Below are 23,154 nucleotides of genomic sequence, written 5' to 3'. Positions count from 1 at the left end.
AACGTCGAATTATTTTAATAATTAATAAAGGAGGAGGTAAATGATGGAGAGAACATTTAAAACTATTATAGGCGGTCGAACCCTTGAAGTGCAAGTAGGCAAAGTAGCACAATTAGCAAATGGTTCAGCCCTTATTAAATATGGTGATACAGTAGTTTTAGTTACTGCTGTTGCTTCATCTGAGCCAAAAGCAGGCATTGATTTTTTCCCATTAAGTGTTGATTATGAAGAAAGATTATACTCTGTTGGAAAAATTCCAGGAGGATTCATAAAAAGAGAAGGAAAGCCTACAGAAAAAGCAATTCTTACAGCAAGATTGATAGATAGGCCTATTAGACCGTTGTTTCCTAAAGGGTTTAGAAACGATGTACAAGTAGTAGCTACAGTACTTTCAGTAGATCAAGACTGTACACCTGATGTTGTTGCAATGATAGGTTCATCTATTGCTTTATCTATTTCAGACATACCTTTTGATGGGCCAACTGGTTCAGTAGTTATTGGATTAGTTGATGGAAAATTTGTAGTAAATCCTACATTAGAACAAAGAGAACAAAGTCAGATGCATTTAGTAGTTTCAGGCACAAAGGATGCAATTATGATGGTAGAGGCAGGTGCTAATATAGTTTCAGAGAAGATAATGCTTGATGCAATTATGTTTGCACATGAAGAAATAAAAAAAATTGTAAGTTTTGTTGAAGAAATTGTTCAAGAGGTAGGTAAGGAAAAAATAGAAGTTGAGTTATATAAGGTTGATGAAATTTTAGAGAAAGAAGTAAGAGAATTTGCTACTGAAAAAATGCTTCAAGCAATTAAAACAGTGGACAAACTTGAAAGAAATGAGAATATGGAGAAGGTAAAAACTGAAACATTAGAATATTTTGAAGAGAAATATCCTGAAAATCTTAAAGACGTAGGAGAAGTTTTATATCAAATTACAAAAGAGCAAGTAAGACAAATGATTACAGAAGAAGGGATAAGACCTGATAATCGTAAGGCTGAGGAAATAAGACCTATTTCAAGTGAAGTAGCTGTTTTACCTAGAACTCATGGAACAGGATTGTTTACTAGAGGACAAACTCAGGTACTTACTGTAGCAACATTAGGAGCTATAGGAGATGCTCAAGTTATAGATGGATTAGGAGTTGAAGAATCAAAGCGATATATGCATCATTATAATTTTCCTCCTTATAGCGTTGGAGAAGCAAGATTTTTAAGAGGTCCAGGAAGAAGAGAAATTGGACATGGAGCTTTAGCTGAACGAGCATTAGAACCTGTTATACCTTCAGAAGAAGAGTTTCCTTATACGATTAGACTTGTATCTGAAGTATTAAGTTCAAATGGTAGTACTTCTCAAGCATCTGTATGTGGAAGTACATTAGCTTTACTTGATGCAGGTGTGCCGATTAAAGCGCCAGTAGCAGGTATAGCAATGGGGTTAATAAAAGAAGAGAACAAAGTGACTATATTGAGTGATATTCAAGGAATGGAAGATTTCCTAGGAGATATGGACTTTAAGGTTGCGGGGACAAAAGAAGGTATTACTGCTATTCAAATGGATATAAAGATACATGGTATTGATAAAGAAATATTGCAAAAAGCATTAGAGCAAGCAAGAAAGGGAAGATTATATATTCTTGATAAAATGTGTGAAGCAATTTCAGAACCTAGACAAGAACTATCTCCGTATGCGCCAAGAATTATTAACATAACTATTGATCCTGAAAAGATAAGGGAAGTGATCGGACCAGGAGGAAAGACAATTAGCAAGATTATTGATGAAACAAATGTAAAAATTGATATAGAAGATGATGGAAGAGTTTTTATAACTGCAGCAAATGTAGAAGAAGGTAGTAAAGCATTGAAGATGATAGAGGGAATTGTTAAAGAAGCAGAAGTCGGAGAAATATATATGGGGAGAGTAGTCAAAATTCTTAATTTTGGTGCATTTGTAGAAATACTTCCTGGTAAAGAAGGATTACTTCACATTTCACAAATTGCTAAAGAAAAAATAGGAAAAGTTGAAGATGTATTAAAGGTAGGAGATGAAGTTTTAGTAAAAGTCATAGAAATTGATAAACAAGGAAGGATTAATCTGTCTAGGAAAGCCGTTCTAGATAATGATCAATCTAGTCAAAAAGAATAGAAAGCATAAACCAATAGGGTTTATGTTTTTTTTATATTTAGAATGAAATAATGCAAAATTTATTGAATAAATATTATAGATTTGAATATGCATCTACTATGAAAGGAGGTTTAAAAATGAGAGTTTATATAATAAATAAAAAAAATTTAATGATTATTTGTACTGTTATAATATTACTCTTAATTTTTTTTACTGAAGAAAGTATTAATACATTTTTTACAAAAGAGAATGAAGAACCTATTAGAAAAGTAGATCCAAGTATAAAAAGGATGGCATTTACATGTAATGTAGATTGGGGAAATGAAGAGATTCCAAAATTATTAGATATTTTAGAAGAAAAGGGTGTAAAAATAACTTTTTTTGTTACAGGAAGATGGGCATATAATAATGTTGAATTATTAAAACTTATTCACAGTAAAGGACATGAGATAGGAAATCATGCTTATAGTCATAAGATGCATAGCAAAATAAGTAAGAGACAAAATTATATTGAAATTAAGAAAACAGAAGAAGTTATTGACAATATATTAGGTGTGAAGCCAAAATATTTTGCACCACCATCAGGAGATTATAATGATACAACTTTAGAGGTTGCAAAAGAGCTTGGTTATAAGACTATACTATGGAGTATAGATACTATTGATTGGAGAAAAGGATCTACAAAAGACATAATTATTAAAAGGGTAATGAATAAACCACATGCAGGAGCAATACTTTTAATGCATCCTAAACCAGCTACAGTGGAAGCTTTACCATATCTAATAGATAAGATTAAGGAAGAGGGGATAGAGATAGGAACTATATCGGACTTACTTAATAAATAAATTAAGCTTTTCATGTAATTCTTTTTTCTTGATTATTATTAAATACTAACTTATAATATCTATATGTTATTTACTAATAAAATTAGGAGGAAAAGATGTATCAAAAATATAGATTAAGTAATGGCGTAAGAGTTGTTTTAGAGAAAATTCCACATGTAAAATCAGTATCATTAGGATTTTGGATTAAAACAGGTTCTATTAATGAAAATATTAAAAATAATGGTATTACACATTTTATCGAGCATATGTTGTTTAAAGGAACAAAAAATAGAACAGCTAAAGAAATTGCTGAATCAATAGATGATATTGGAGGGCAATTAAATGCATTTACCAGTAAAGAATGTACATGTTACTACGCAAAAGTATTAGATGCACATGTTAATGTAGCAGTTGATGTATTAACAGATATGTTATTTAACTCTACCTTTAGATCTACAGAAATAGAAAAAGAAAAAAGTGTAGTATTAGAAGAGATTAATATGTATGAAGATTCCCCGGAAGATAATGCTCATGATTTATTATCAAAGACAGTATTTTATGGTCACTCTTTAGGATTACCAGTACTTGGAAATGGTGATACTGTAAATAGTTTTGATAAAAAAACTTTATTAAATTATATTGAAACCAATTATACGGTCGAAAATATGGTTGTATCAGTAGCTGGAAGCTTTGATGAAGAGGCATTACTTCAATTGTTGGAGGAAAAATTTAAAAATTTCATAAATAAGAAAAATAAAAATGAATTAGAGAAGCAACCAAAATTTATTGCAAATACAACAATTAAATATAAAGATATTGAACAATTGCATCTATGTATAGGGCTACAAGGTATACCTTTAACAAGCAAACATTACTATCCTTTACTTCTTATGAATGCTGTTTTTGGTGGAAGTATGAGTTCAAGACTTTTTCAAAATATAAGAGAAGATAAAGGATTAGCATATTCGGTATTTTCTTATCCATCTTTTTATAAAAATATTGGTCTTTTTACAATTTATGCTGGCATAAACCCTTCTCAACTAAAAGAAGTGATGAAATTAATAAAGGGTGAAATAAAAAAAATAAAGAATTATGGGCTTACTAAAACTGAATTATCAAAAGCTAAAGAACAATTAAAAGGAAATTATATCTTAGGTTTGGAGAGTACAAGCAGCAGAATGTTAGGAATTGGCAAATCAGAATTGTTTTTAAATAAGATTTATTCACAAAAAGAAATACTACAAAAAATTGATAATGTTACTATGGAAGATATAAATAATGTTATTGATATGATTTTTGTCTTAAATAATGCAGCGATTTCAGCTGTTGGTAAAATTGATGAACAAACAGATATTAGTACGATTCTAAAATCTTAAGATATTAGCTAAAGCTAATGTCTTTTTTACTAAGGAGGAGAATATATGTATAAGATAAAAATTAAAACAAAAGATAATGTATCATTACCAAAGTATGAAACAATTGGATCGGCAGGAATGGATTTACGAGCTAATATAAAAGAGCCTATTATTTTAAAACCAGGACAAAGAGTTTTAGTTTCAACTGGTTTATATATTCAGTTACCTGAAGGTTTAGAAGCCCAAGTTAGAGCAAGAAGTGGGCTTGCTGTGAAATATGGAATAGGTTTAGTAAATGGAGTAGGAACAATTGATAGTGATTATAGAGGAGAAATTAAGGTTCCGTTAATAAATTGGGGAGATGAAGATTTTTATATAAACCCTGAGGATAGAATTGCACAAATGGTAATTTGTAAATATGAGAAAGTTACATGGGATCAAGTGGAATTTCTTGATGAAACAGAAAGAGGTTCTGGTGGATTTGGTCATACAGGTGTCTAAATTGTAATAATATTATTAAGTATTAAATAGAATAAAATATATATAGCAAGAAGGGGGATAAATATGAAATTAAGTAAATTGGGAGGAAAAGAGATTGTAAATTTAAGTGATGGAGGAAGACTCGGTGTTTTAGCTGAATCTGATTTATTAGTAGATGAAAAAAATGGAAAAATAAGAGCTATGCTTGTTCCCGATTTAAAAAATCAGTTTTCGATATTTCATGATAAAAATTTTATTGAGATTCCATGGGATTGTGTTAGAAAAATAGGAAATGACATGATTATTATTGAATTGGAAGAGGAAAGAATTACCAAGAGGAGATTTTCATTTTAGATAATTTTTTATAATATATATCCCCAAAGTATAAACCATATCATAATATAGTATAAGGAATGCTTAAAAAATGTAGAAAAATTGGTAAATATGTGCTAATATATAGGTGGATATATGGTTAGGGGGAAGAATATGGATATTATTGTTCAAAAATTTGGTGGTACTTCAGTAACCACGAACGAACGTAGGGAAAAAGTAGCAAATAAGGTAATATGTACGAAAAAAGAAGGAAAATATCCTGTTGTTGTTGTATCTGCTATTGGAAGAAGTGGAGATCCATATGCAACAGATACATTAATTAATTTTGCCAATTCGATTTATAAAGAATATGAAAGTAGAGAATTAGATATGATTATGGCTTGTGGAGAAATCATTTCTTCTGTTATTTTAGCAAATACTATTAAATCTATGGGATATATGGCAGTTGCTTTGACTGGATATCAAGCAGGAATTATTACAGATAATAATTATGGAGATGCGGAAGTATTAAAAGTTGATACAACAAATATTATTAATTTTTTGAAGAAAGGCTACATTCCTGTCATAACAGGATTTCAGGGAGCTACAGAAAATAAAGATATAACTACTTTAGGACGTGGAGGTAGTGATACAACTGCAGCTATATTAGGGGAAGCTTTAAATGCAAGTGTTGTGGAAATATATACAGATGTAGATGGAGTTATGACTGCTGACCCAAGGTTAGTATCGGAAGCGAAAGTAATAGATAGTATAAGTTATGATGAAATATATCAAATGGCTGAAGATGGAGCGAAGGTTATTCATCCTAGGGCAGTAGCAATTGCAAAAAGAGGAAACATTCCATTAAAGGTTAAAAATACATTATCTGATGGGCCAGGAACGATTATTCATAATAAAGAGTTATATAATGATAGATATAGTAAAAATATATCGAAAGATGATATACTAACTGCAATTGCACATAAAAATAATATTGCACAAGTAAATGTATATTTTGAAGATTCAATTGAAGCAAATGAATTATTGATGAATGCATTAACAAAGAATAATATTAGTATAGATTTAATAAATTTTTTCACTGATAAAAAAGTGTTTACAATTGATAAAAAAAATATCGAAAAAATTGAAAAAATATTAGAAGAACATAATTTTAAGTATAAAATTGTTAATGATTGTAGTAAAATAACAGTTATTGGTCATAAAATGAGAGGTATACCTGGAGTTATGGCAAAAATAGTAAAGGCTTTATCTAAACAAGGAATAAAAATATTACAAACTTCAGATTCTCATAATACAATATCTTGTTTGGTAAAAGATGCTGATACCAAAAATGCTGTTATTGCTCTTCATAAAGAATTTAATCTTTCAAAAAAATAAAATTTACCCTATTGAGTGGACAAATGAAAGCCTACTCTTTAGGGTATTTTTATTGTATAAATTTTTTTAAATTATACAAATAGTATAGTAGTTTTTTTATTGGAAAGAATAATTTTAAAAGAATATAGGAGTGTGAAATTATGGATGATAAAAATAATAAAAATACAGAAGTATATTCTGAAATACAACAACAACCAGCTATTTCTCCGAAGATAGAAACAAAATTAAATACAAAGCTAGAAAATATTAAAGATGTAGGGACACCTAATATTCCTAATATGCCTAGTAATATACACTATTTAACTATTATTGGACATATAGAAGGGCATGCTGTAGCTCCTCCACAAAACAAAGCAACAAAATACGAACATATTATTCCTCAATTAATAGCAGTTGAGGAAAATCCTAAAATAGATGGAATGATTACTATTTTAAATACAGTTGGGGGAGATGTAGAAGCAGGACTTGCTATTGCAGAGCTAATTGCTAGTATATCAAAGCCTACAGTATCACTTGTTTTAGGAGGAGGGCATAGTATAGGAGTTCCATTAGCCACAGCTAGTGACTATTCATATATTGCTCAAACTGCTACTATGACTATACATCCTATAAGAATGAATGGATTAGTGATAGGTGTCCAACAGACCTTTAAGTATTTTCAAAAAATGCAAGAAAGAATAATTCAGTTTATTACTAGGACATCTAAAGTACCTAGGGATGTTATTTTGGACTTAATGACAGAAACAGATGAAATTGCAAATGATGTAGGAACTATATTAATAGGTAAAGAAGCTGTAGATATTGGCTTAATTGATGAGGTTGGCGGATTAGATGCAGCTATGAGGAAATTGAGGGAATTAATAGAAATACAGGCTAATAATAATGAAGTACAGACACAAAAGAATTTACAATAGAATAATTTAGATGCTTATGTTATAATATCAATGTTAAAGTGTTAATATGATGTATTGACACTTTATTTTTTTTAGATAATTATAAGTATTATGATGAAATAATAAAGCTAAAGGATTACCTGTCTTTATAAAATTAGGCTTATAAGGCAAAAATTAGAGCAATTTAGCTTATGGCACAGTTAATCTGTGCTTTTTCTAATAAGATAGAAAGGGGAGATAATTGTGGGTAGAAAAACTAGAAAAAAAAATAAAGCAAATCAAAAATCTAAATTAAAAAATGAAATTATTTCTTTGTTTATTATATCTATAGGAATACTAATATTGATTAGTTTACAGAATAAATCGACAGGGGAATTGGGGAAATTTATAAAGTCTGCTTTGATGGGACTCTTGTCTGTACCAGCACATTTATTACCATATATTATTATATTATTAGGGATATTTTCCATGATTGGAAAGCTTTCAGATAAAAAACTTAAATTATCAATTGGTTTAATGTATATAGGATATGTTATAGTATATTCAATTTATACTTCAGAATATATACCATCTAAAATAAGCTTTCAAAATATTAAATTAGTATATGAACAAGGAATAGAAGGCATAGGTGGAGGATTATTAGGTAGTATATTAGCTGGAATCAGTATCAGATTATTGGGCATAAATGGAAGTTACCTTGTGATTATTACAATGATGATAATTTCATTTATAATCATTACGAGAATTTCTTTAGTAGATTTGGTAAGAAAAAGCAATAAAATTATTATTAAGTTATTTTATTTAATAAAAAATTCTATAATGGAATTTATACAAATTCCAAATATTAAAGAGGAAAGACGAAAATCAAAAAAAGAGAAATCTATAATTATAAAAGAAAATACGGTAAAATCCTTAGAGCACAATGTTGATTTAGAGGAAAAAATTAAAATTTTAGATTTTACTCGAGAGACTGATAGTGATTTTAAAAATATGAATGATATTGAAGAAGATAAAGTAGATGCTAAAAAACAATTGGCAATAGATTCAGAAGATGAAAATGATGTAGAAGATATTCAGATACATATTAAAAATTCTACTAAATCTGATTATAAAATACCTGATTTAAATCTTTTAAAAAATAATCCGGTCTTAAGTACAAAAGATGATAAAAAGGAAATTTTACATAAGGCCAAAGTATTAGAAGAAACACTTGAAAATTTTGGAGTAGATGCAAAAGTTATTCAAGTTAGTAAAGGACCAACAATAACAAGATATGAGATTCAACCTAGTCCAGGAGTAAAGGTTAGCAAAATAGTTGGTTTATCAGATGATATAGCTTTAAATTTAGCTGCTTCAAATATAAGAATTGAAGCTCCTATTCCAGGTAAGGCAGCTGTAGGAATAGAAATACCTAACGAAAATATTTCACCTGTTACAATAAAAGAAGTATTAGAAAGTGATAAATTTGTAAATAGTAATTCTAAATTAACTTTTGTTCTCGGAAAAGATATTACTGGAAATCCTATTATAGCTGATTTAGCAAAAATGCCACATATGTTAATTGCTGGAGCTACAGGATCAGGAAAAAGTGTATGTATAAATACATTAATTACAAGTATTCTTTATAAGGCTACTCCTGAAGAAGTTAAATTACTTTTAATAGATCCTAAGGTAGTAGAATTAAATAATTATAATGGAATTCCACATCTTTTAATTCCTGTTGTTACAGATCCTAAAAAAGCTTCAAGTGCATTAAACTGGGCTGTACAAGAGATGACTAATAGATATAAATACTTTGCAGAAAATAGTGTGAGGGATATCAACAGTTATAATGAAAAAATGAAAAATGAATCAAAAGAAACATTACCTAAAATTATTATTATTATTGATGAACTTGCCGATCTAATGATGGTAGCACCTGGACAAGTAGAAGATGGAATTTGTAGATTAGCTCAAATGGCTAGAGCAGCAGGGATACACTTAATTGTTGCTACACAAAGACCTTCTGTAGATGTAATTACGGGTGTGATAAAAGCGAATATTCCATCACGCATTGCTTTTTCTGTTTCTTCACAAGCAGATTCTAGAACTATATTAGATATGGCTGGAGCAGAAAAATTATTGGGTAAAGGAGATATGTTATTCTATCCTGTTGGAGCAGCTAAACCAACACGTATACAAGGTGCTTTTATTTCTGATGAGGAAGTTGAAAAAGTTGTTTCATTTGTAAAAGAGCAAGCTGTTTCTAATAATTATGAAGAAGATATTATTGATAAGTTTGAAAGTAGTTATTTGCAAGAACAAGATTCAGTAGATGAATTATTAAAAGATGCAATTGAACTTGTTGTTGATACACAGCAAGCTTCAATTTCTATGCTACAAAGGCGATTTAGAATAGGTTATAATAGAGCAGCGAGGTTAATTGATGCTATGGAGGAGAGAAACATAGTAGGACAACATGTTGGGAGTAAGCCAAGACAAGTTCTATTGTCTAAAGAAGAATTAGAAAATATTAAGAGTACAATAAAATAATAAGAAATAGAGGGATTGAAGTGTTGAAGGTAATAGATATTAAAGAAGCATTAGCATTAAAAAATGTACTTTTTATTGATGTAAGATCTCAGTCAGAATATGACGATGGAACAATTCCAGGATCAGTAAATATTCCAATATTAGATGATGCTGAAAGGGTAATTATTGGTACAATTTATAGGAAAAAAAGTCCAGATGAAGCTACTCTAGAAGGTTTGAATTTTGCATCAAATAAATTGCCGAATCTTTACAAAAAGATAAAAGAATATAGTAAAAAGTATGATAATATTGTTATATTTTGTTGGCGTGGTGGAATGAGAAGTACATCAGTATGTACTTTATTAAGTATGTTAAAAATATCAAATATATATCGCTTGACAGGTGGGTATAAGAATTATAGAAAATATGTTATTGATTTTTTAAAAAATAAAATTGACAGATACAAATTTGTTATGCTTCATGGATTAACAGGAGTAGGAAAAACACATATACTAGAAAAATTGCAATGCATAGGAAAACCTGTATTGAATTTAGAAAAAATCGCAAAAAATAGTGGTTCTGTTTTTGGAAATATTGTTTTTTCAGGTAAACCTCCTACACAAAAAATGTTCGAATCTTTAATATTTAATGTTCTATATAAAGCAGAGGAAGATTATATATTTGTAGAAAGCGAAAGTAAAAGAATAGGTAGTGTTCAGATACCAGAAGCAGTATATAATCGGATGATAAATGGATATCATATTTTATTAAAAACTACATTAGAAAATAGGATTAAAATTATTTTAGAGGACTATGTTGTTCATTTAGAAGAAAATGATTTTAAAATAATGAAGTCAATTAATCATTTAAGAAAAAGATTAGGAAATGAAGCTGTGGATAAATTAATAAAAAAGATCGATACCAAGGATTACACTTATGTTGTAAAATACCTCATGGAATATTATTATGATCCATTATATAAATACTCAATTAAAAAATATAACAACTATGATATAGTAATTGATTATGATGATATAAATGATGTATTACCAATAATAAATAGTTTTTTAAACAATATCAGAATTACTAGAAGGGAGCTCGAATAATGAATTTGAAAGTATCTATTGAGTCATTAGGATGTGCAAAAAATTTAGTAGATTCGGAAGTGATGATGGGGTTATTAGATCAATATAATTTCCAGCTTACGAATGATAAATACGAAGCTGATATTATTATTGTAAATACTTGTGGGTTTATAGAGGCTGCAAAGCAGGAGTCTATTGATACAATTGTTGAATTAGGAACGTTAAAAAAAGAAGGTAATTGTAAATTGTTGGTAGTATCTGGATGTCTAGCAGAAAGATATGCAAAAGAATTAATAAAAGAACTTCCTGAAGTAGATGCAGTAATAGGGACAGGGAATTATCCAGAAATAATAAAAGTAATTTATGATACATTAAAAGGTGAAAGGATTGTTAAATCTGGCAATATTAACATTGAAATTTCAGAAGATTTACCAAGAGTTTTAAGTACACCATCTTATACAGCATATCTTAAAATTGCAGAAGGGTGTGATAATTGCTGTACTTATTGTATTATTCCTAAATTACGAGGTTCATATAGAAGCAGAAAAATGGAATATATCTTAAAAGAAGCAAAAGATATGGTAAAAAAAGGTGTTAAAGAAATTATTCTTATTGCGCAAGATACATCAAGATATGGAGTTGATTTATATGGAGAATTTAAGCTTGCTGAATTACTAAGAAAACTCTGTAAGATTGAAGAATTAAAATGGATAAGACTTTTATATTGTTATCCTGATAATGTTTCAGATGAATTAATCAATGTAATGAAAGAAGAAGATAAAATCTGCAAATACTTAGATTTACCAATTCAACATTGTAATAATCTTATTTTAAAAAGAATGAATAGAAAAACTACAAAGGAACATATTTTATATGTAATTAATAAATTACGTCAAAAAATATCTGACATTCATTTACGTACATCTTTAATTGTTGGTTTTCCAGGAGAAACAAATGAACAGTTTGAGGAACTAAAAGAATTTATTAAACATGTTAAATTTGATAGATTAGGAGTATTTAGTTACTCAAAAGAAAAAGATACTCCAGCTGCTAAGTTTGAAGATCAAGTTCCAGAAGAGATAAAAGAAGAAAGATATGACCAAATTATGAATATACAAAAAGAAATTTCTTTTCAAAAAAATATGGAGAAAATAGGTAATATTTATGATATACTTGTAGAAGAAAAAGTAGAAGATGAAGGTCTTTATATTGGTAGGACCGCATATGATGCACCAGAAGTTGATGGAGTTGTTTATTTTAACACAAAAAAACCTATTGATTTTGGGGATTTGGTAAAAGTTAAAATAACAGATACGTTAGAATATGATTTAATAGGAGAGATATTGGATGAATCTTGCGAATAAATTAACGCTAGCTAGGATTATTTTGGTACCAGTTTTTATGATTGTATTACTAAATAAAATTCCTTATGGAATATATATTGCTGCTGGAATTTTTACTATTGCTGCCATAACAGATACTTTAGATGGATATATTGCTAGAAGTAGAAATCAAATAACCAAATTTGGTAAATTTGTGGATCCATTAGCTGATAAACTACTTGTTACTGCAGCATTGGTTTGTCTTGTTCAGATGGGAAAACTGCCTGCTTGGATGGTGGTTGTTATTATTTCAAGAGAATATACAATTAGTATTCTAAGGGCTATTGCAGCTTCAGAGGGAATTGTTATTGCAGCAAGCTGGTGGGGAAAATTAAAGACAATTGCGCAAATCATTGCTATTATTTCTATACTACTAAATAATTTTCCTTTTTCGTTGATTGATTTTCCATTTAGTACGATTATGTTATGGATAGCAGTTATTCTTACAATTGTATCTGGAATAGATTATTTATATTTAAATAGGCAAGTATTTAAACAATAAAAAGCAGCAAAGCTGCTTTTTATTGTTTAAAAATGTATAGAAAGACCAACTATAAAAAGTCAATAGTAAAAAAGAAAAAATTTTAATTAAATTGGTGAATAAAAATGCATGACAAAAAGACCTGCGTGAGGCAAGTATAAGTAAAAATATGGGAAATAATATCAATTACTCGTTATTAGGTAGTCTCACCTCATAAGGACAATTATTTTTTAAAATAGCATGAATTGTGTAGCAAAGTTTACGAGCGACAGCTCCAATAGCCGTTAGGTGATGTTTTCCTTCTGAACGTTTCTTCTGGTAAAAAGCTTTAAAAACAGGGTCACAGTTAGAGGTAACTAAAGCAGCACTAAAGAGAGCCTTTCTAAGATAGGGCGATCCACGTTTACTCATTTTGTTATTTGTACTTTGATATTCACCAGATTGTGAAACAGAAGCATCAATTCCAGCATAAGCAACAAGCTTTGAAGGGTTTGAAAATCTTGAGATATCACCTATTTCGCCAAGTATAGTTGCAGCTGTTACGTTGCCAATACCAGGTATTGTAGTAATAGGAGAATTGATTTTTATCAAGTAAAAGTGTTTATTTGCTTTTTCTATATCTTTTGACCTGACTTTTCAATAAAGTTAATCTGCTCAATTAATAGTTTTTAATTGAAGAGCAAAAGCTATCTAAACAAAAAGCTTATACCAAAAAGAATTTTTTTAGCTACACGAGAAAGTTGTTTGATTTTTATTAGTAGCAAAATTTTTTTCATAGTGATTTCAGATAAAACTTTGTCTAACTTTTTCAGATGAAATATTTTTCGAAAATCACTTGGAGAGCTGAAATGAAGCAAAAATTTCCTTTGATGTTTGTCCAAAAAAATATCAGAAAAAGATAGATTGATATTCAGGAAAAAAACTTGGTCTAAGACACAAATGGTTTTTACGTTTAAGGTCACCTATAGAACTGATGAGATAGTTTCTAAAAGCGAGAAAGGTTGCGAAGTGATATGGTATTTTTCATCGGCTAAGGAAGTTTCCAGAAAAATCACCATAACGAATAAGATCTGCAATTAAAACAGAATCAATGATATCTGTTTTACGCTTTCTGATTTCAATACCTTTACGCCAACCATCAGTTTGGATAGGGTTTACAACATGAATGACAAAACCTTTTTCCACAAGAAATGAGTAAATGGATAACCAATAGTGACCAGTAGCTTCCATACCTATTTCAACATCATTAACAGATCTAATGAAATTGTTTAACTTAGTAATTAAGCTTTCACCACCATTTGTAGTATTTGAAAAGGAAAAAGCCTTAAAAATAATTTTTCCTTTTTCATTTATTAGCGAAGCTACATGATTGTTTTTTCCAATATCAATACCTAAATAAAACATTTCCATCACCACTATAAATTTATTTTAGATAGTTCCTCTAATCTGATAAACGTTACCGCCTTGTTGCATATTCGAAGTACTAAACTTATTAGTCAACATCCAACTTATTCGTAATCTGTTTATCAGACAGAGGTGTCAGTCTTTCAAGTACGAGGTCTTACCTCAAGGAGACTACGACATCACTCTATCTAATATTTTGATTATACTCTTTTTTGTATAATCTTTCAGCTAATAAAGGATTATAGGTTGCCTTTATTAACCTAAATATAGTATACAAGGAGATTTGTTATGAATTGTTCAATTATAAGTGTTGGTACAGAGATTTTATTTGGTCAAATTATAAATACAAATGCAGTATATTTATCTCAACAGTTAAATGAATTGGGATTAAATGTATATTACCATTATACCGTTGGAGATAATAGTGATAGGCTAAAAGAAACATTAGCTTATGCTATGTCTAAATCTGATTTAATTATTACAACAGGTGGCTTAGGACCAACACAGGATGACCTTACAAAGGAAATAATTGCAAAAGTAGTAGGTAAAAAATTAGAACTACATAAACCTTCTTATGAGAAAATATGTAAATATTTTAAAAATATTAAAAGACCTATGAATAAAAATAATTTAAAACAAGCATATATACCGAAAGATAGTATAGTTTTACCAAATGATTGTGGAACTGCACCTGGATTCATCATTGAAAATGATGGAAAAATAATTATAACTTTACCAGGACCACCAAAAGAAATGAGAGCTATGTTTGATAGTTATGTTAAAGATTATTTAAGGACTAAATCGGAATGTATAATTTATTCCAAAGTTTTAAGATTTTTCGGTATTGGTGAGTCAGCTCTTGAAACTGCGTTAACAGATTTAATATCTAATCAAACTAATCCAACTATTGCAACCTATGCAAAAGAAGGAGAGGTTAGTGTACGGATTACTATGAAAGCTGAGAATATAGATGAAGCAAATAGAGGTGTTGAGTTAATAATTAAAGAAATAAAAAATAGATTGAGCCAATATATATATAGTTATGATGATGAGGAATTGGTTGAAGTTGTTGCGAAAAAATTATTAGAAAAAGAATGTAGTATTTCTTTTGCAGAGTCGTGTACGGGAGGTTTAATATCTTCTAAGTTAACTTCTATTTCAGGCATTTCAAAATGCTTAGATAGAAGTATTGTAACATATAGCAACGAAGCAAAAGTACAAGAGTTAGGTGTGAGTTTAAATACTTTAGAAAAATATGGTGCAGTAAGTGAAGAGACTGCTAAAGAAATGGCTTTAGGGCTTAAAGAAAAAACTAAGAGTGATTTATGTTTGGCTGTAACAGGTATAGCAGGTCCTACAGGGGGAACAAAAGAAAAACCTGTAGGTTTAGTATATATTGCAATAGCTTATGAAGGAAATGTTATATGTAATAAATATAATATTTGGGGAGATAGAAATAAAATAAGAAATTACACAACAATGCTTGCGCTTAATATGATAAGATTGATTTTAAAATAAAAAATATTATTATTGACCATATAAAAAGAATAATATATAATTATAACCAGAACGTTTGTTCGATAATTGTGAAAGGTAGGTGACAACCAGATATAACATCTGGATAATCATGGATGGAAAAAGAAAAGCATTGGAAATCGCCATGGGGCAAATAGAAAAACAATTTGGTAAAGGTTCTATAATGAAACTTGGAGAGGACGTAGCTAAATTAAATGTTGAATCTATTTCTACTGGTTCATTGGATTTAGATATTGCTATAGGAATAGGGGGTATACCTAGGGGTAGAATTATAGAAATATATGGACCAGAATCTTCAGGTAAGACAACAGTTGCACTACATGTTATTGCAGAAGCTCAAAAACAAGGTGGTGTTGCAGCTTTTATAGATGCTGAACATGCATTAGATCCTGTTTATGCAAAAAATTTAGGGGTAAATATAGATGAATTGGTTGTATCACAACCAGATACTGGAGAACAAGCATTAGAAATATGTGAAGCTTTAGTTAGAAGTGGAGCTATTGATGTAATTGTTGTAGATTCTGTTGCAGCACTTGTTCCAAAGGCTGAGATACAAGGAGATATGGGAGATAGTCATGTTGGATTGCAAGCAAGACTTATGTCTCAAGCATTAAGAAAACTTGCTGGTGTCATAAATAAATCTAAAACATCTACAATATTTATTAACCAACTAAGAGAAAAAGTAGGCGTTATGTTTGGAAATCCAGAAACAACGACTGGAGGAAGGGCGCTTAAATTTTATGCTTCTGTTAGATTAGATGTAAGAAGGGTTGAATCTATTAAACAAGGTGAGGATATAGTAGGAAACAGAACGAGAGTAAAAGTTGTAAAAAATAAAGTGGCACCTCCTTTTAAAATAGCTGAATTTGATATAATGTATGGAACTGGAATTTCACGCGAAGGTGGAATATTGGATTGTGCTGTTAAAAAAGATATCATAAAAAAGGCAGGTTCTTGGTATAGCTATGAAGAACAAAAAATGGGGCAAGGAAGAGAAAATGCAAAGCAATTTTTAATTGAAAATCCTGAAATTTGTTTAGAAATTGAAAACAAAATAAGGGAACAATATAATCTTCCTCTAATAAATGAAAATGCGCAATCTGTTACAGCAGATAGTTAATATAAAAACCCTTTTTAGGGTTTTTTTTGAATAAATATTTAAATATATTATTACAATAAAGTGATAAGATTCAATCATGAAGTTCAACTTGACAGTATATTAAAAAAGATATACAATTATAACAGATATTGGTGTATCTGTTTATAAATTAAGAGGCCTGGCTAGTGTTTTAAATTTTTACTCTATAAACCCATAGTGAAAGATTTAAAAACCGAGGTTTCTCGGTTTTGTTGTTTTGTTACGTTTAAGTAGGGGAGGTGTTTATGTATTAATCTGATTTATATTATAGTTTTGATAATTGTAGCCGTTATTATAGGTATTGGAGTAGGTTATCTTATTAGAAAAAATATTGCTGAAGGTAAAATTAATAATGCAGAGCAAAAAGCAAATGAAATAATTATAGAAGCTCAAAAGCAAGCTGAAACAGCAAAGAAAGAGATTTTACTTGAAGCTAAAGAAGAAGTTCATCGATTAAGAAATGAACTTGATAGAGAAATTAGAGAAAGACGAAATGAGTTACAAAGGTTTGAGAGAAGGCTACAACAAAAAGAAGAGACATTAGATAAAAAAGTTGATAATTTAGAAAAGAAAGATGAAATTTTAAATAAGAAGATAAAAGAAATAACTGAGAAAAATGAGCAAATAGAGGGAATTTATCAAAAGCAACTTGAAGAATTAGAAAGAATATCAGGTCTTACATCTGAACAAGCCAGAGAATTACTTTTAAATGATACAAAAAAAGAAGTAAAACATGAAGCTGCAATGATGATCAAAGAAATTGAGCAAAAAGCTAAAGAGGATGGAGAAAAGAAAGCAAGAGAAATCATATCTTATGCTATCCAGAAATGTGCAGCAGATCATGTTGCTGAAACTACAGTGTCTGTAGTAAGTCTTCCAAATGATGAAATGAAGGGAAGAATTATTGGTAGAGAAGGAAGAAATATACGAGCTTTAGAAACATTAACTGGAATAGATTTAATAATTGATGATACACCAGAAGCAGTTATATTATCAGGTTTTGATCCGATAAGAAGAGAAGTAGCAAGAATAGCACTAGAAAAACTTATAGTTGATGGAAGAATTCATCCAGCAAGAATTGAAGAAATGGTAGAGAAAGCAAAAAAAGAAGTAAATAATATTATTAAAGAAGAAGGTGAGCAAGCTACATTTGAAACTGGTGTTCACAGTCTTCATCCAGAGTTAATTAAATTATTAGGTAGATTAAAATATAGAACTAGTTATGGCCAAAACGTTTTAAAACATTCTATAGAAGTATCTCATTTAGCAGGTTTAATGGCTGCTGAACTAGGTGCTGATGTAAAATTAGCAAAAAGAGCAGGATTGCTTCATGATATTGGTAAAGCTGTGGATCATGAAATTGAAGGTACACATGTAGACATAGGAATAGATTTGCTTAAAAAATATAAGGAATCTAATGAAGTGATACATGCTATGTCTACTCATCATGGAGATTATGAGCCACAAACGGTAGAAGCTGTATTAGTAACAGCAGCAGATGCCATATCCGCAGCAAGACCAGGTGCAAGAAGAGAAACACTTGAAACATATATTAAACGTTTACAAAAACTTGAGGAAATAGCAAATTCAAGTGATGGAGTAGAGAAATCATTTGCTATTCAAGCAGGTAGAGAGATAAGGATTATGGTAAAACCAGAAGTAATGTCAGATGAAGACATTATTTACTTAGCTCGTGAAATAACAAAGAAAATAGAAAATGAATTAGAATATCCTGGTCAAATAAAAGTCAATGTTATAAGAGAAACAAGAGCTATTGAATATGCAAAATAAAAGAAGCTTTAGCTTCTTTTATTTTTTAATATAATTTTTAAAAATTTTCTAATTTATCATTTAAAAAAAGGATTTTTAGTATATTTGTAGAATACATTAAACAAAATATATTTGTTAAATAAAACCAAATCTTAATCTTAATTTTAAGGGGGCTATAATCATGGAAGTATTAAAAGTATCAGCAAAATCAAGTCCAAATTCTGTTGCAGGAGCATTAGCTGGCGTTTTAAGAGAACGTGGGGGCGCTGAAATCCAGGCTATTGGTGCAGGTGCTCTAAATCAAGCAGTAAAAGCAGTAGCTATAGCGAGAGGATTTGTTGCTCCTAGTGGTGTTGACTTAATTTGCATCCCTGCTTTTACAGATATAACAATAGACGGGGAAGAAAGAACAGCTATAAAATTAATTGTAGAACCAAGATAGTATACATAAAACCTGCTTTTAAAGCAGGTTTTTTGTATGAAATAGGAGTTTGATAATGTTTTTAAAATTTACGTATACTATAATATAGCTTTAAAGTTAAAATTGGGGTGAATTTATGGATAACATAGATATGCATGTTCATACTAGTGCATCTGATGGAATTTTTTCGCCTACTGAAATTGTAAGGTGGTCAAAAAAGCTGGGGTTGAAAGGTATATCCATAACAGATCATGATACTGTAGATGGTATTGAAGAAGCTATAGAAGCATCAAAAAAATATAATGATTTTGTAATTATCCCGGGGATAGAGTTTAGTACACTTTATAATCAGATTGAAATTCATATATTAGGATATTTTATAGATTATAAGAATTCTGAAATTGTAAGAATTACAAATAATATTAAAAATTATAGACTTAAAAGAGCAAAACTAATTATAGAGAAGTTAAGAAAGTTGAATTATGATATCACTCTTTTAGAAGTTTATGATAAAGTAAAAAAAGGATCGATTGGAAGGCCGCATATAGCTCGAGTTCTTATTGATAAGGGGTATGTATCTTCAGTACAAGAAGCTTTCGAAAAACTATTACAAAAAGGAAAAGCTGCTTATGTTGAAAGATTTAAACTAACAGTAGATGATGCAATAAAAATTATAAAGAGAGCTAATGGTATTCCTGTTTTGGCTCATCCAGGATTAATTGATGAAAAAATCAATGTAGAAAGTTTGATTTACAAAGGTATTGAAGGAATAGAAGTTTATCACACAAAACATTTACCTTTTCATAATAAGATTTATTTACGATTAGCAAGAAAACATAATATTTTTGTTACTGGAGGATCAGACTATCATGATGAGATTGTGAATGGAGTACCTGCTATTGGAAAAGTTTCCATAAGTTACGATAAAATTATAAAGATGAAAAATAAGTAATTATGAAGGATATTGGAGAAATATGTAGAATATAATAAGCTTAGATTAATATTGAATGAAAGGAGAAAAAAAATTGGCAAAAGTTTATGAAAATCCATTAATTACGCGATATGCAAGCAAAGAAATGGCAGAAATATTTTCTTCAGATGAAAAATTTAAAACTTGGAGAAAACTTTGGATTGCCCTTGCTGAATCTCAAAAAGAATTAGGATTAGAAATATCTGATGAACAAATAGATGAGATGAAGAAGTTTTGCGATAACATTAATTATGATGTTGCAATAGCAAGAGAAAAAGAAACAAGACATGATGTAATGTCACATGTATATGCCTTTGGTGTACAATGTCCAAAAGCTAAGCCAATTATACATCTTGGGGCAACAAGTGCCTATGTTGGAGATAATACAGATATTATTATTATAAAGAAAGCAATGACGATTATTAGAAAAAAAACAATTAATCTAATGAATAAGCTTTCTAAATTTGCAAAAGAATATAAAGATCTACCTACTTTAGGTTTCACACATTTTCAACCTGCTCAATTAACAACTGTAGGGAAGAGAGCTACCCTTTGGTTAATGGATCTTCTTATGGATTTTGAAGATATTGAGAATTTATTGTTAAATATCAAATTAAGAGGAGTAAAGGGAACAACAGGAACACAAGCAAGTTTTTTAAAACTTTTTGATGAGAATCATGAAAAAGTAAAAGAATTAGATAAATTAGTAGCTAAGAAATTAGGATTTGATAAAACTTTTCCTGTAACGGGACAAACATATTCAAGAAAATTAGATTATAAAGTACATTCTGTTTTAAGTGGAATTGCACAAAGCCTACATAAGATGACAAATGATATACGATTACTTCAACATCTGAAGGAAGTTGAAGAACCTTTTGAGGCTAATCAAATTGGTTCTTCAGCTATGGCTTATAAAAGAAATCCTATGAGAAGCGAAAGAGTTGCATCTCTTGCTAGATATGTAATAGCATCTTCAATGAATACAGCTATGACAACCTCTACACAATGGTTTGAAAGAACTTTAGATGATTCAGCGAATAAAAGAATTTCTATACCAGAAGCCTTTTTAGCAGTAGATGCAATACTTGATATATGCATTAATATATCATCAGGATTGGTAGTTTATGAAAAAGTTATTCAGCAACATGTTATGAATGAATTGCCTTTTATGGCTACAGAAAATATTTTGATGGAAGCTGTAAAAAGAGGTGGAGACAGACAAGAGTTACATGAAAAAATTAGAGTACATTCTATGGAAGCAGCAAAGGTAGTAAAGCAAGAAGGTAAAGCAAATGATCTATTGATAAGAATAGCAAATGATGAAACGTTTGGTCTTTCAAAAGAAGATATTAATAATTTAACAAATCCTAAATTGTTTATAGGAAGAGCTTCTGAACAAGTATCTGAATTCATTGAAGCACATATTGATCCTATTATAGAATCTAATAAAGAACTTTTAGGAATAGAAGTTGATTTGAAAGTATAGAATATTAAGAATTAATACATTGACATATATATAATTTTTAGATATAATCATTTTAAAATAAATATATCGATGCTTTGAAGGAGAATAGTAAAAGAGTGATGTTTTACAGAGAGTAAGACATTGGTGAGAGTCTTATAAACTAACTCTTTGAACCCACTCTGGAGCATGTGGCGAATTAAGTCATTACGGGTGCGATCACGTTACGATTGTTTAAGTGAGCTAATTGCTAATTAGGGTGGTACCGCGGGTATACTCTCGTCCCTTTAGGGATGGGAGTTTTTTATTTATGAATTAAATTATTTGAAATTGTATGATAATCTTATTAAGAAAGGGTGATATAGATGACTTTAGTTGATAAATGTAAAAAGTTATGCAAAGCTTCAGAAATATTAGCTACTATGGATACTAAACTTAAAAACGAAGCTTTATATCAAGTAGGGCTTAGTTTAAAAGAATATAAGGCATTTATTTTAGAAGAAAATAAAAAAGATGTTGAAAAAGCAAAGAAAGATAATATGAAAGAAAGCTTAATTGATAGATTATGCTTAAGTGAAGAAAGAATTGATGATATGATAGAAGGTATTCACAATATTATTGAATTAAAAGATCCTGTATGGAAGAGCAATGAGTTATGGACTTTAGAAAATGGCTTAACATTAAGTAAGATGACAGTACCTTTAGGTGTTATTGGTATTATTTATGAATCAAGGCCAAATGTAACAGTAGATGCTTTTTCTCTTGCGTTAAAAAGTGGAAATTGCATTTTGCTTCGTGGAAGTTCTTCATCTATTAATTCTAATAATGCTTTAGTATATGCTATTAAAGAAGGTTTAAAAAAGAGTCCTGTTTCTGAAAATGTTATTGAATTTATAGATGATATTGATAGATCAGTGGTAAAAGAAATGCTAACATTAAATGAATATATAGATGTAATTATTCCAAGAGGGGGAAAGGACTTAATTCAATTTGTTGTAAAGAATGCTACAGTACCAACGATTGAAACTGGTGTAGGTAACTGTCATATATTTGTAGATGAAACAGCAGATATTAAAAAATCTATAGATATTATTGAAAATGCAAAGGTTCAGCGTCCAGGAGTTTGTAATGCTTGTGAAACTGTATTAGTTCATAAAAAAATAGCTAACTTGTTTTTGCCTAAATTATATGATCGTTTAATAGAACGAGTAGAGATACGTGGTTGTCAAGAGACAAAAAAGATTATTCCAGTTAATTCTGCAATAGAAGAAGATTGGTATAAAGAATATTTGGATTATATTTTAGCTGTTAAGGTAGTGGAAAATGTTGATGATGCTATTTTTCATATTCGGAAATATGGTACAAAACATTCAGAAGCAATTTTGACAGAAAGCTTAACAAATGCAAATAAGTTTTTACGTCAAGTAGATGCCGCAGCTGTATATGTAAATGCTTCTACTAGATTTACAGATGGTGGACAATTTGGCTTTGGAGCAGAAATGGGAATTAGCACACAAAAAATACATGCACGTGGGCCAATGGGACTTAATGAATTGGTAACAGTGAAATATACAATTATTGGAAATGGACAGATTAGGGAATAGAGGGAT

Annotated in this window: 18 protein-coding genes, 1 pseudogene and 1 other annotated feature; of the genes and pseudogenes, 18 read left to right on the top strand and 1 reads right to left on the bottom strand. The window is 29.6% G+C overall.

The window, feature by feature from the left end:
* The first annotated feature begins 43 nt into the window (after positions 1-43).
* From pnp to pgsA, 11 genes are all read left to right on the top strand, one after another.
* The gene (gene pnp / locus FQB35_RS07470) at positions 44-2,143 is read left to right on the top strand and encodes a polyribonucleotide nucleotidyltransferase (protein ID WP_207707272.1); all 2,100 of its coding nucleotides are present in this window, start codon (positions 44-46) and stop codon (positions 2,141-2,143) included.
* Positions 2,144-2,259: 116 nt separating this feature from the next.
* The gene (locus tag FQB35_RS07465) at positions 2,260-2,967 is read left to right on the top strand and encodes a polysaccharide deacetylase family protein (RefSeq protein WP_148809380.1); all 708 of its coding nucleotides are present in this window, start codon (positions 2,260-2,262) and stop codon (positions 2,965-2,967) included.
* 95 nt (positions 2,968-3,062) lie between these two features.
* Positions 3,063-4,322, top strand: coding sequence for a M16 family metallopeptidase (locus tag FQB35_RS07460; protein WP_148809379.1), 1,260 nt, complete (start codon positions 3,063-3,065; stop codon positions 4,320-4,322).
* A 45-nt stretch (positions 4,323-4,367) separates the two neighbouring features.
* Positions 4,368-4,802: a dUTP diphosphatase gene (dut, locus tag FQB35_RS07455; RefSeq protein ID WP_148809378.1), complete on the top strand. Its 435-nt coding sequence runs from the start codon at positions 4,368-4,370 to the stop codon at positions 4,800-4,802.
* A 63-nt stretch (positions 4,803-4,865) separates the two neighbouring features.
* Positions 4,866-5,135, top strand: coding sequence for a YlmC/YmxH family sporulation protein (locus tag FQB35_RS07450; protein ID WP_148809377.1), 270 nt, complete (start codon positions 4,866-4,868; stop codon positions 5,133-5,135).
* Between the two features lie 132 nt (positions 5,136-5,267).
* Positions 5,268-6,491 (top strand): aspartate kinase, encoded by a 1,224-nt coding sequence (gene dapG, locus FQB35_RS07445; RefSeq protein ID WP_148809376.1) that lies wholly within the window; start codon positions 5,268-5,270, stop codon positions 6,489-6,491.
* Positions 6,492-6,631: 140 nt separating this feature from the next.
* Positions 6,632-7,405 (top strand): ClpP family protease, encoded by a 774-nt coding sequence (locus FQB35_RS07440; RefSeq protein ID WP_148809375.1) that lies wholly within the window; start codon positions 6,632-6,634, stop codon positions 7,403-7,405.
* Between the two features lie 222 nt (positions 7,406-7,627).
* Entirely contained in the window at positions 7,628-9,916 is a 2,289-nt protein-coding gene (locus FQB35_RS07435; RefSeq protein ID WP_148809374.1) for a DNA translocase FtsK, read from the top strand.
* Between the two features lie 20 nt (positions 9,917-9,936).
* Positions 9,937-11,001 carry a tRNA 2-selenouridine(34) synthase MnmH gene (mnmH, locus tag FQB35_RS07430; RefSeq protein ID WP_168198282.1) on the top strand — a complete coding sequence of 355 codons (1,065 nt, stop codon included), beginning with the start codon at positions 9,937-9,939 and terminating at the stop codon, positions 10,999-11,001.
* On the top strand, positions 10,998-12,344 hold the full coding sequence (rimO, locus tag FQB35_RS07425) for a 30S ribosomal protein S12 methylthiotransferase RimO (RefSeq protein ID WP_168198397.1): 1,347 nt from the start codon (positions 10,998-11,000) through the stop codon (positions 12,342-12,344). The genes mnmH and rimO overlap by 4 nt, the downstream gene beginning before the upstream one ends.
* Positions 12,328-12,864: a CDP-diacylglycerol--glycerol-3-phosphate 3-phosphatidyltransferase gene (gene pgsA / locus FQB35_RS07420; RefSeq protein ID WP_148809371.1), complete on the top strand. Its 537-nt coding sequence runs from the start codon at positions 12,328-12,330 to the stop codon at positions 12,862-12,864. Before rimO ends, pgsA begins: the two co-directional genes overlap by 17 nt.
* 165 nt (positions 12,865-13,029) lie before the next feature.
* Here the strand turns inward: pgsA and FQB35_RS07415 are convergent.
* A pseudogene (locus tag FQB35_RS07415) lies at positions 13,030-14,247 on the bottom strand (IS110 family RNA-guided transposase).
* Positions 14,248-14,535: 288 nt separating this feature from the next.
* Here FQB35_RS07415 and FQB35_RS07410 point away from each other — a divergent pair.
* From FQB35_RS07410 to FQB35_RS07380, 7 genes are all read left to right on the top strand, one after another.
* Positions 14,536-15,765, top strand: coding sequence for a competence/damage-inducible protein A (locus FQB35_RS07410; protein WP_148809370.1), 1,230 nt, complete (start codon positions 14,536-14,538; stop codon positions 15,763-15,765).
* 109 nt (positions 15,766-15,874) lie between these two features.
* Positions 15,875-16,903 carry a recombinase RecA gene (gene recA / locus FQB35_RS07405; RefSeq protein WP_148809369.1) on the top strand — a complete coding sequence of 343 codons (1,029 nt, stop codon included), beginning with the start codon at positions 15,875-15,877 and terminating at the stop codon, positions 16,901-16,903.
* A 267-nt stretch (positions 16,904-17,170) separates the two neighbouring features.
* Positions 17,171-18,712, top strand: a complete 1,542-nt coding sequence (gene rny / locus FQB35_RS07400) for a ribonuclease Y (RefSeq protein WP_148809368.1) — start codon at positions 17,171-17,173, stop codon at positions 18,710-18,712.
* Between the two features lie 160 nt (positions 18,713-18,872).
* Positions 18,873-19,133, top strand: a complete 261-nt coding sequence (gene spoVS / locus FQB35_RS07395; RefSeq protein ID WP_148809367.1) for a stage V sporulation protein SpoVS — start codon at positions 18,873-18,875, stop codon at positions 19,131-19,133.
* Between the two features lie 115 nt (positions 19,134-19,248).
* Positions 19,249-20,064: a PHP domain-containing protein gene (locus tag FQB35_RS07390; protein ID WP_148809366.1), complete on the top strand. Its 816-nt coding sequence runs from the start codon at positions 19,249-19,251 to the stop codon at positions 20,062-20,064.
* A 73-nt stretch (positions 20,065-20,137) separates the two neighbouring features.
* The gene (purB, locus tag FQB35_RS07385) at positions 20,138-21,568 is read left to right on the top strand and encodes an adenylosuccinate lyase (protein WP_148809365.1); all 1,431 of its coding nucleotides are present in this window, start codon (positions 20,138-20,140) and stop codon (positions 21,566-21,568) included.
* Positions 21,569-21,633: 65 nt separating this feature from the next.
* Positions 21,634-21,834, top strand: a binding site (T-box leader).
* A 75-nt stretch (positions 21,835-21,909) separates the two neighbouring features.
* Positions 21,910-23,148, top strand: coding sequence for a glutamate-5-semialdehyde dehydrogenase (locus tag FQB35_RS07380; RefSeq protein WP_148809364.1), 1,239 nt, complete (start codon positions 21,910-21,912; stop codon positions 23,146-23,148).
* Positions 23,149-23,154 lie beyond the last annotated feature (6 nt).

Source organism: Crassaminicella thermophila, from assembly GCF_008152325.1.
Taxonomy (GTDB): Bacteria; Bacillota; Clostridia; order Peptostreptococcales; family Thermotaleaceae; genus Crassaminicella_A; species Crassaminicella_A thermophila.
Note: the sequence above shows the minus strand (reverse complement) of the source record. Positions and strands in the feature narration are given on the sequence as shown.